This window comes from Nonomuraea sp. NPDC059007, assembly GCF_042740555.1.
In the GTDB taxonomy this organism is placed as follows: Bacteria; Actinomycetota; Actinomycetes; order Streptosporangiales; family Streptosporangiaceae; genus Nonomuraea.
The window spans coordinates 1-10,484 of the sequence record NZ_JBHYJD010000105.1 but is presented as its reverse complement, the minus strand read 5'-3'; the positions used below and the strand labels follow the sequence as shown (position 1 = coordinate 10,484).

The following is a 10,484-nucleotide window of genomic DNA, read 5'->3' as shown; positions in this document are numbered from 1 at the left end:
CCCCAACACGAGGCGAACCCACCACCCGAACCCGCCCGCCCATCCGTCCCGCAGCGCACGGTGGGCGGGCGGACCGGGTATCGACGCCCACCTGAACCCCAGGTGTCAAGCCCCGTCCCGGCCCCCGCGCCGGGACGCGGCCCCGACCCCGGCCCCGGCTCTCAGGCCGCGATCGGTCGAGCGACTGCTGCGGGCCTCGGCCGGACACGACGGCCGTGACGACGCCGACCACCCACCACAGACCCGGCCCGGCCCGCCGAAGCAGCGGCTTCCCCTGCTCGCGAGCCAGTTCGCGCTCGGGCGCGGCCCCGACCCCAGGGCCACCACCCGGCCTGCCACCACGCCACCCGCACCCCGTCCGCGCCCGCAACGGCCCACGTGCCCGTCACCGACCGTTCCGCCGCCATCACCCCCAGCGGCGGCCCACCGGCCGTCACAGGGCCGCTCGGCCCCGCACCGGCACCATCACCCCCACCCGCCCCACCCGCGTGCGCGCCCGCACCGGACAGCGTGGTTGGGGGCGGCGTGCTCGTCCTGGTCCAGCTCACGCCAGGCGCCCCGTGCAACAGCTCCGCCAACGTCGGCAGCACCAGACGGTGCCCTGGCGCATCGTGCTTGGCCGGTCCAGGCGAAGCCGAGACGGGCACCGGGGCCGACTCAGCCGGAGGCGGCTCAGGCGGCTCGGGCGGTTTAGCCGGTTTAGGTGGCTCGGGTGGCTTGGGCGGCCTGGGTGGGCGGGGTGGGCGGGGCAGCGCGTGCTGGAGGTCGCGCGGCCCGCTCGCGCTGATCACCTGCTGCTTACCGCGCAACGCCAGCCATTGGCATTTCACCACCAGAAACGCCCAGTCGGGCCAGCCACGGCGCAGCTCGGCGAGCGCCTGCTGCGCCCACGGCTCCTGCCCGAACGCGGACACCTGGTCCGCCCTCTTCCTCAGCTCGCCTCCCACAGAACCGCGGAAGGGTCCAAGCGGACACCCTCCTCCAGGCGATCGGAGCCCGGTCTTTCGGCCGAGAGCAGTTCTCGGATGCCGCCCGGCTCTTGCGCGTCACCCGTGTGCCCGGCCGTACCACCGACCGCCGTGACGTCCGAGGCCGAGCCGGTCGCCTGCCCGGCCAGGGCCAGTTCGGCCCAGACCGCGTGCCCGGTCACCTCGTCACCCGCCGCCCCTGTCCGGGCCGCGAGCTTGGCCACCCCGGCCAGACCCCGCCCCTCCTCAGCCTCCGGCAGCCGACCGGGTATCCGCGAGAAGTCCGGGACCGGGCCACCGCCCAAGTCATAGACCACGATCCGCACCGACGCCGCCCCTCGCAGCACCTCGACCACGAAGAAGCCCCGCTCCCGCCCCGAGCAGGTGTGCCGGAGCGCGTTGCTGACCAGCTCGGCCGTCACCCACACCGCGTCCTCCACCCGAGCAGTGTCCGCCAGCAGCTGGCCCACCATGCGGCGGGCCAGAGCGGACTGGTCACCGCGCCCGGGGAAAGCCCGCCGCCACGCCATCCCGCCCCACAAACGCGCGGCGCGGAGGGTGGACATCATCAGGCCCGGCGCCAGATCCGGGAACTCCTCCACCAGCGGCGCCTGCCGGTGACGGAGGAAGGCCGGCCAAGTGAGGGGGCTGCTCAGCGCAGCCAGGCTCGTGTGATGCGTGCGGGTGTTCATGACAGGTGTCCCTTCCGGTCCGCGTCCCGGCCCGACGCCGGGAGCGGCCAGCACCATCACCCACCTTCACGCCCGAATCACACCCCCAAACCACCACCCCACACCCACACCGCCCCAGCCTGCGGCAACACCACCACCATGCCCGCCATCCCCACCGCGACCGGCACGTCGACCACCCCACACCCAGACTGGAGCCCCTCCCACAAGACCGCCTACCGTCCCCCAACCCCCAACCCACAGGGGCCCGCCGCGCACAACCACGCGCGCACCCGCGCGCCAACGGAAGGGACACCAGGCCATGTCCGGCACCGGATACCAGACACTCCTCGACTGCCGCCGCCGCAGCCGCTACCTCCGCCAGCACGGATTCACCACCGACCAGATCGCCGTCATCCTCGCCCTCGACCACCCCGCCACCCCACTCCGCCTCCACCGCTACGCCGCCGGACTCACCGCCACCCAGACAGTCGAAGCCTTTCACCGGCTCGCCGGCACTACCGGCGCGGGCCTGCGCGAGTCGCGCCTCTACGACTACGAGAACTGGCCACAGGCAGGCCGGCGACCCTCCCTGCCCACGCTCCAGCTGCTGGCCCGCATCTACGGCACTCGGCCGGTCCAACTGCTCACCGCTGAGACGCTGGCCGACTACCCGGCACGAGACCAGCGCGCCCTAAGCACGAAAGGGTGAGGCCCCGGTCGTCGCTGCGGGTACGTCATCGGTCGCAACTGGTCGCGTGATGTGGGGTTGCCATAGATCGGCTGGGTCCGTCTTCGACTAGTCGAAGACGACACATCGTGCTGCCTGTGCGAGGTTGGCTTGGACGTCGTATGGCAGGCCCATCCGGTTCCAGTGGAAGATCGTGTGGTGGGCGATCACGGCGCGGAGCCCGCGTTTGAGGAGCCCATTGTCAGCCAGGATTCGCAGTGAACGGCCAGCTGTCTCGAATGCGGTGAGCCAGTCGGAGGCGAAGGCAGCCTGGTTGGAGCGGAGGTCGCCACCATGTCTGGTGTCGGCATGTAGGAGCCGGTTGACATCGGATTGGAAGGTGGCCCAGTGGTCCTGGTCTGCGATGTCCTGTTTGGCCGGGCGTAGTTCGGTGACCTTGGCCCAGATGTCGCCCCGTTCGAACCAATCGAGCCCGGCCGCTTCCATGAGGGCTGTGCACAGCAGGACGGACAGTTCTCGCCGGTGGATCGGTGTCTCGTCGAGGTTGGCGAGGTGGGTGAGGGTGTTGCGGCTGTCGGCGTGGAAGAGGGCGTGGGCGGTGTCCATGCCCGGCTCGCCGCCGAAAGCCCAGATCTCGGGCTCATAGATCGTCTGTGCGCTGCGGACGACATGACCGGTCTCGCGTAGGTGGCACACGGTGTCCCGCAGTCGTGTACGTACTTGGCTGGTGCTGTCGTCGGTGGATACGTAGCGGATACGCCATGCCCTCTTGCGGATGAAGGACCACGAGGTGAGGAGTCCGGCTTGGTCGAGGTGCAGGAGGGCGGGGGCGAGGTGGTCGAGGGTGATCTGCTCGGCGTTGTGGGGGTCGGTGAAGGTGATGGAGGTCTGCTGCCAGGGCGAGGGCTGGTCCATCAGGTTTTCGCCTCCTGGTTTGGGCTGAGCAGGAGGCAGGCGTCCCAGCTGGTGGTGGTCTCTCCGCTGGTCGGGCTGCTCAGCGTGAGCGCCAGTCCGGCCATGCCGTTGAGGAAGCCGGGCTCGTGCATGGCCGGTATTGGCGCGGCGTGCTGGGTGAGGGTGTCCACCATCTTGGTCAAGGCTGGGGTGCTGGCCGTGGCGGCGACCCGTCGGGAGGTGTGAAGGAGTCCTGCCCAGCCGTGGCACAGGCCCGCGTCGGTGATCTTGTTGAGTTGGCCGGGGTCGGTCAGGCAGCCGTGCAGGGCGTGCTCGGCCGTGCGTTGCCGGTTGGAGTCGCCGAGCGCGATTGCGGCGAGTTGCTGGGCGCGGGCGTGGCCGGGGGTGCCGTAGCACCACGAGGGCCGAGCCGGTTCAGCTTGCCTGCTCCCTGGTGTTCGCGTCTCGTCTAGCGTGATGATCTCCGGCCACCACGGGCCGGACGGGTGGGGTCTCCGCCAGAGGTCCATCCAGTCGCAGATGCGGCGGATCGCGGCGAGCTGGCCGTTGACCACGCGCCCTTGTCCGGCCGCCAGCGACAGCAGGGCGAGGGGGCCGCAGATGCCGTGGGCCATGCTGAGGTTGTCGTGCCCGCCCTGGGCACCGGCTACTCGTCCTGCGGTGGGCGGTTCGTCGGTCCACCAGCCGGGCAGCCCGTCTCGGCTGAGCGGTTCGGTCAGCCGGACGAGATACTCCAGGACGGAGCCGAGTGTCGCGCTGTCGGGTTGGTGGCGCAGCAGGTGGGCGCCGAGCCCGGTCAATCCCTTGAACAGGTCGTACTCGGCCAGGCGGGGCCGGTCTGCGCGGTCGATGCGGCCGTGAGCGGACTCCAGGCGGTCTTTGACGAGCCCGGCGACCTCGACGTCCAGCAGCGCCTGGGCGTCCTGGTAGCGGTCGGGCGCGGTGCCGTGGAGGGCGTACGCGAGGGCGGGCGCTCCGAAGAGCAGGTTGGCTTGCGCGCCGGTCGTGAGGAGGTCGCCGGTGGCCAGGCGGAGCCATTCGTGGGCAGTGTCCCAGCCGCTGAGGTCGGCGGCTGCGCGTTCGATGTGCAGGAGCGCGATACCTACGGCGCCTCGGGCCAGTGATTGTCCGGGCCCGTCGGGGCGGGGCATGATGCCGGAGGGAGTCAGCTCGCCGGTCGAGATCGCGCGGGCGGAGGCGGTGGGGGCGTTGATGGCGGCTATCCCTTCATCCGGTGGGCGAGTGCTGCCGCGCGGCCGAGTCGCAAGCACAGCCGCTCGCTCGCCGGGTCGAGCCCGGCCATGCGGGCGTGGTGCAGGTGCAGCAGGGCCGTGAGGACCGCGTCCGGGTCCGGCCGGTGTGCGGCCAGCAGGGCGCGGTATCCGACGACTGCCTGGCGGCGTCTTTCCCACGCGTCGGTGATCTCGGTGCCGCCGCAGAGGTGGCGAAGCTCGGCCCAATGGTTCGCGGGGTTGGCTAGGCGCATCGCCTCGTTGTGGAGGGGGCGGCTGACAGGCGGCTCGGAGTGGCGCAGGACGTGGCTGGTGAGCCAGTCCGCTCCGGCGTTGAGGCTGCCGGTGAAGGCGGCGGCCAGATCCAGCATGCTCGCCGCGGTGACGGCTACTACCGCCGGATGTTCGAGTCCGGCGGCGTCGAGTTGAGCCAGGGCGGCGGCGGAGTCGGCGGCGAACACCGTCTCCGCCGCCATCAGGGCCTCGCCTGTGCCGTACCGGCCGGGTTCGGGGTAGTAGGTGTCGAGCGTGAGGCGGCGCAGCAGGCCATGGTCGCGGATCTCGTCGGCCCACCGGCCGACGTGGTGAGCGGCATTGCCGTATTCACCCGGATGGTGGAGCGGTATGCGTAGACGCAGGTGGTGGTCAGGAGCTTGATGGCGCAGGAACCACCAGCCGGTGGCGGGCCCGCCTGGCCAGGTGGCGAGCAGGCTCGGCAGGTGACGGGTGAGGAGTTCGCTCTGGCGGTCGGGGTGGACGTGTAGCCGCGTGTACAGCCAGGTGGAGGTGCCGGGCTGATGTCCGGGGTGGCAGATGGCCTGGAGACGGCCGGTGGCGAAGCCTGCGGTAGGACCTGATGCGGGGCGTGCGGTGGCCTGGCCTGTGGGCGCGGGGTTGGTGGCTGCCAGCGGGAGGACGATTTCGTGGGCTCGGCCGCCGGTCCAGCCGTATGCCTGGGGGTCGGGGACTTCGGCCAGCCGGGCGTGCTGCTCGCGGTCCAGGTGGGAGCGCAGGATGGCCAAGTGGGCGGGCTCATCCAGGTTCAGCCGGAGCCGCTGGTCGCGTTCGCCGAGGCAGACCCGAGCCGGGACGCGGCGGCGGCCGGCCAGGTTCTTCCACTCCTGGGCCCAGGTCGGCCACGCCGCGGTGCGACCGGGCAGGTCGTTGGCCGCGAGATTCCAGGCGGCCGGGGACAGGATCGTGCGCCGGTAGGTGACGCGCGGCAGGAACGGCAGGTCCTTGGCCGCTCCCCAGGAGAACGGAGTACAGGCGGCGGCGCGGGCGGCGGCGGCCTCGACGAGAAACCTGGCCAGCGGATGGGTTGCGTGACGGAAGTCCAGCGCGTGAACGGCCAATGGCTCGACGATGGTCCCGCTGGCCAGCGATATCAGGAACAGATGCCGGGCGTCGCTGCTGATCGCCAGGTCCGACACCGGCAGGTGCTCTTGGCGGTGAGCCCGGTGTTCGCCGAGGCTGAGGGTTGGGGCGATGGCGGGGCTGCGGGCGAGGTTGGCCGCGCGGGGTGAGATCGGCGGACACGACACCTGGGCGAGCATCGCGTCCGGGGCGAGCGTCGGCAGCATGGATAGGGCTTGGGTCATGCGGTCCCGATCCGCAGAGGCCAGCAGGTGCAGGAAGCGTCCAGCGGTGGTGCCTGCCTGCCGGGCGGCGGAGATGACGACGAGCGTGAAGTCGCCTTCATCGATCGCGGCGGTGGTGGGGGCGTGCACGGCGAAGCGCAGCTCGGTATGCGGCACCGGGACAGGCGCACGCCCGTCGCGGTGGTCGGCGGCGAGTTGGTCCAGCAGGTTCTCGTCGAGGACGACGGCTTCGTCATCGAGGGCCGATTGCTGGGCGAGGCGCAGCAGCAGCCGGTCACGACTGGTCAGCGGCTGGGCGGGGGTGAGAGTGGAGGAGCCGCGGTATCCGGCGGGGAAGCCGAGCCCGGTGTCGGGGTTGAGGGCGTCGGCGAGCGGGACGATAGCGCCGATACCCCATCGTTCCAGGAAGGCCGTGTGCCACGCCAGCCAGGCGGGGTTGCCGTAGGGGTGCGGGGTGAGCCGGATCAGCGCGGCTGCTGCTGCGGTGGCCTCATCAGTCACAAGCGGCGGTAGGGCGGCGCGGCAGTCGAGCCGTAGGTCGATGGCCGGGGCCGGCGGAGGGTGGTCGTGGAGGTCGGACATTCTGCGGGTCGCCGAGGTTCGCAGAGCTCGGCGTTCCTCGGGAGCGGTCGTGGTGGCGTGGCCAGCGAGCTCGCCGCGTACGCGATGCAGGGTATCGAGCACGTCGAGGGGTGCTGCCGGGCCGAGAGCGGCAAGCTCGGTGATCAGATGGGTAAGCGGGTCGGTGACGTCCATCGGCGGGTGAAGGCTGCTGAGAAGGACGCCGTGCTCGACCAGAGCAGCCAGCATCCCCTTGACGGCGCCGTCGATATCACCAGTACTGCCACCGTCAGAACTGTCGGGGAGGTCGACCAGTTCGGCGGACAGGAGCCGGGTCAGCTCGGCGAGCGTGATGGGAGCTTGCGCCGCGCGGAGCACGGTGCAGACCGGCGGGGTAAGGCGGATCTCGACATCGGCGGGGACCGTGTCAGCTGGGCGCAGACGGCAGGGGATGACGAGCCGGTCGCCGCGGACGTGGGCAAGGGTATTGGTCATCACGCGCAGGTGGGGCCACACGTCCGGGCGAGCTTCCAGGCCGTGGATGAGCGCGGTGAGCCAGGCGGCGTCGGGGCGGGCAACCCCCTGATGGCGATCTGCCCAGGCCCACTCGGCGCGCTCGCCGAGGCGTAGCGGGGCGACTCCCGCAAACAGGCCGAATGGGGTGGCGCGGCCGGTGGCGCGCAGCAGGTAGCGCAGCGTCGATTCGGCCGCCCGGCGTAGGCGGCGAGGGTGCAGGGCCCGCCCGGCGAGCAGGTGGGTGATCGTCGCGGCTAGGTCGGCGCTGGCGACGGTGACGGCCTCGGCGAACGCCTCCTCGGCCCAGACACGGCGCAGCCAGGCCAACTGGTCGGCCACGTGGGCGGGGCTGGTACCGGTCAGGTCCGGAGGTGCTGGAAGAGCGCCGGTAGCGCTGGTGAACAGCGAGCTGCGGATAATGGCCGCGTCCACGGGGCGTAAATGGGCGTGCGTGGTGGTGCGGGTCATGCGCTTCTCCCCGGTGATTCCCGATCGGCACTGACAGGTCGGGACCGGCTCCTCGGAGAAGGCGTGCCGGTCCCGAAACGCGGCGTTAGCAGGTCACTCCGGCGCTGTCGTCGGTGCCGGTGCACTCATCGCCGGTGCAGTCCTCCGAGGCGATGCCCGCGGCGGAGACATTCGCGTGGGTGAACCGGACGTCGAGGGCCAGGTCAGACCTGCTCGCCGTGCTGGTGGTGCGCATGGTGGAGCTCCTTCCATCAGCGGACAAGAGGGGATGGTGCCAGTGCTTTCCCGGCCCGATCAGGGCCAGGTGAGCACGATCGTGGAATGCCGCTTGCGCAGCACGAACCAGCCTGGCTCTGCGTGGACGGGCTGGGCGGCGGGATAGACGGCCAGGGCAGGTCGAGGGCGGCCACGCTCGTGCCAGGCACGGATGTGTTCGGCGAGCTTCTCGGCCAGCGAAGCGGCCTGCGGTCCGTGGCCATAGGCGCCGAACTCGACCGCCGTGCGCGCCTCGTCGAGCGGGCGGGGCCGGGCGCGGTAGGCGAGGGAGGAGCCGTCGATCATGGCGGGTGTGCCCAGCCGCCAGGATGGGTTGATCAGCCCGGAGTCGATGGCTTCCTGCTCGGCGGTCAACAGGGCGAACCCGTCCAGGTGGCTGGCCAGCCATAGGTCCAGGTCGTGGAAGGGCTGGCCCATGCCGATGGTGACGCCTGTCCACGCCTGGGCTCTCGGCGCGGATAGGACGCCCTCCAAGGCCGAAGTGTCGGGGTAGGTTTCCTCGTCGATCCACAGTCCGGCTCCGCCGTCGAGCGGGACGCCGTGACCTCGGTGGGCGCCGATGCCCTGGACGGGTACGAAGCCGGACATGGTGTGACTGCGGCTGACGAGGTGACCCTCGGAGGGTTCCAGCGCCCACGATCGGGTGACGCCGAGCGTGCGCAACGGCAGGACCAGCCGCCCTCCCTCGGCGAGCTGTTCGGTCCAGGCAGGCGGGATGTCCCACACGCCCACGGTCACGATGATCAGGTCGAAGTCGTTCTTCCGCTCTTCCAGCGGGAGCTCTCCATCGTGCTGGAGGACGAGGACATCGTCGTAACCGGCCGCGGACAGGCTTGCCTGGGCGCGCTTGACGACGTCTGGATCGATGTCGATCGTGGTGACCGACCCGCGCTCGCCCACGAGTTCACGCAGGAGAGACGCGTTGTAGCCGCCGCTTCCCACTTCCAGCACGTGCGCTCCGTCGAGGTCACCAGCCTGCGTCAGCATGTTGGCGATCGTGGTGGGCGAGGAGACGGTGGAGAGCATGATCCCGCGTTCGTCGCGCTTGGCGACTACCGACCCCTTGCCATACGCCTGCTCCAGCGGCACATCAAAGGTGAACAGATGGCGAGGCACCTTGGCCAGCGCCGCGACCACCGGTTCCGGGAGGGTGACCCCCAGTTGCCCGCAGGTGGCGACGGTCTGTTCCACCATACGAGCGTGAAGTGCCGCGATGTCGAGGTCTGTGGGGCTGCCCTGATGGGCGCTGTCGGTTGTCACGCGGGGAAGGCTAGTCACGCCTGCCTCCAGATCTGAGGCGCCGCGCGGCCAAGCCGCGGGCGCGGTGTGTAGGGGTGCCTGTTGAGGACAGCGCCACCCGACATGAAGTATGTGGTACATACTTCATAATGCGGCGCAGAAGGCAGGTCAACGGGTATGTAGTACGTACTATCGGTAAGGTGAGGGCGTGACGAGCACAGCGAGCTACCGCCAGGTGGCCGACACCATCCGCGAATCCATTCGTGACGGCCTCTACCCTCGCGGCTCGCTGCTGCCCAACGAAGACGCCCTGGCCGCCGAGCTCGGCGTCCACCGCGCCACGATCAACAAGGCTTTGAAGATCCTCAAGGCGGAGGGACTCGTGTACGTGCACATGGGTGTCGGGACCTACGTCCACCAGTTGCCGCCTCTGCTGCGCGACGCCGCCGTACGGCACAGCCGCGCCCACCGCGAACGCGGTGGTGTGCGCGGCGCGCTGGCCAGTGAGATGGCCGCGCACAGCTACACCTTGGACTCCGACCACGGCGTCGGCCCCGCCAGGCCACCGGCCGCCGTCGCCGACGTGCTCGGCGTCGATCCCGACACCGACAGCGTCATCGTCCGGGGCCCGCGCTACATGCGCGCAGAGGACGTGCCCATCCAGATCGTCACCAGCTACATCCCGCGCTCCATCGCCGATGGCACACTCATCGCCGAACTCGACTCGGGCGTAGGCGGTATCTCCAGCCGCCTGGCCGAGCTCGGCCACGCTCAGGCCGACATCGTGGAGGACATCGAAGTCCGGCCGCCCACGCCGGAAGAGGCGAGGTTTCTGCGCATGACGCCCGACCAGCGAGTCTTCGACATCTTCCACACCGGGCTGACCGCCGACGGACGAGCTGTGAAGGTCAACCTCTACGTCATGCCCACCTACCAGTTCAAACTGCGCTACCGCTACCCCGTCGACCCGGAGTGACCAGCAAGAAGGAATGCGGAAGCGCAGGGGGCGTGGCGGTACGCCGGCCCGCCTGCGTGTTCCTCCTGACCCCGCCACCACCAGCATCTGCCGCCAATCAGGCGGAAGGAAAGATGCGAAACCGGCAGTCGAAGCAAGGGCCTTCTGCATGGTGGAACACGCACACATCACGGGGCTTCCAGAGCAGGAATGCCGAGTTGCCGAAGCTGGAGCTGATAGCCCAAGGGAGGGTCAGCCGCATTCAAGGCAGGCTGAACCGGCTGGGTCACTGGCCTAGTTGTTCTGTCCTGAGAGGTTAGGTACGCGGTTGGCGGGTGGTTGGCCGCCGAGTGCGGTGTGGCCGCGGTGGTGATTGTAGGCGTGTAGCCAGGGG

8 protein-coding genes are annotated in these 10,484 nt (G+C 70.3%); 2 read left to right on the top strand and 6 right to left on the bottom strand.

The annotated features are described in order from the left end of the window. Positions 1–931 precede the first annotated feature (931 nt). Positions 932–1,660 (bottom strand): ATP-binding protein, encoded by a 729-nt coding sequence (locus ACFWY5_RS57635; RefSeq protein ID WP_379640344.1) that lies wholly within the window; start codon positions 1,658–1,660, stop codon positions 932–934. A gap of 298 nt (positions 1,661–1,958) precedes the next feature. Between ACFWY5_RS57635 and ACFWY5_RS57630 the strand changes: the two genes are divergently transcribed. Next, positions 1,959–2,348, top strand: a complete 390-nt coding sequence (locus ACFWY5_RS57630) for a helix-turn-helix domain-containing protein (RefSeq protein WP_379640343.1) — start codon at positions 1,959–1,961, stop codon at positions 2,346–2,348. Positions 2,349–2,435: 87 nt separating this feature from the next. Here ACFWY5_RS57630 and ACFWY5_RS57625 read toward each other — a convergent pair whose 3' ends face one another. The 5 genes from ACFWY5_RS57625 to fxlM all read right to left on the bottom strand — a co-directional run bounded on the left by ACFWY5_RS57625 (position 2,436) and on the right by fxlM (position 9,156). After that, positions 2,436–3,242, bottom strand: coding sequence for a thiopeptide-type bacteriocin biosynthesis protein (locus ACFWY5_RS57625; RefSeq protein ID WP_379640342.1), 807 nt, complete (start codon positions 3,240–3,242; stop codon positions 2,436–2,438). Beyond that, on the bottom strand, positions 3,242–4,513 hold the full coding sequence (locus ACFWY5_RS57620) for a lanthionine synthetase C family protein (protein ID WP_379640341.1): 1,272 nt from the start codon (positions 4,511–4,513) through the stop codon (positions 3,242–3,244). The genes ACFWY5_RS57625 and ACFWY5_RS57620 overlap by 1 nt, the downstream gene beginning before the upstream one ends. Next, a complete protein-coding gene (locus ACFWY5_RS57615) occupies positions 4,462–7,584 on the bottom strand; it encodes a lantibiotic dehydratase (RefSeq protein WP_379640340.1) in 3,123 nt (1,040 codons plus the stop codon). The genes ACFWY5_RS57620 and ACFWY5_RS57615 overlap by 52 nt, the downstream gene beginning before the upstream one ends. Positions 7,585–7,705: 121 nt before the next feature. Beyond that, positions 7,706–7,855: a hypothetical protein gene (locus ACFWY5_RS57610; RefSeq protein ID WP_379640339.1), complete on the bottom strand. Its 150-nt coding sequence runs from the start codon at positions 7,853–7,855 to the stop codon at positions 7,706–7,708. Between the two features lie 59 nt (positions 7,856–7,914). Continuing rightward, positions 7,915–9,156: a methyltransferase, FxLD system gene (fxlM, locus tag ACFWY5_RS57605; protein WP_379640338.1), complete on the bottom strand. Its 1,242-nt coding sequence runs from the start codon at positions 9,154–9,156 to the stop codon at positions 7,915–7,917. A gap of 187 nt (positions 9,157–9,343) precedes the next feature. On the opposite strand from fxlM, the gene ACFWY5_RS57600 reads away from it, so the two are divergent. Then, positions 9,344–10,111, top strand: coding sequence for a GntR family transcriptional regulator (locus ACFWY5_RS57600; RefSeq protein WP_379640336.1), 768 nt, complete (start codon positions 9,344–9,346; stop codon positions 10,109–10,111). Positions 10,112–10,484: the final 373 nt, after the last annotated feature.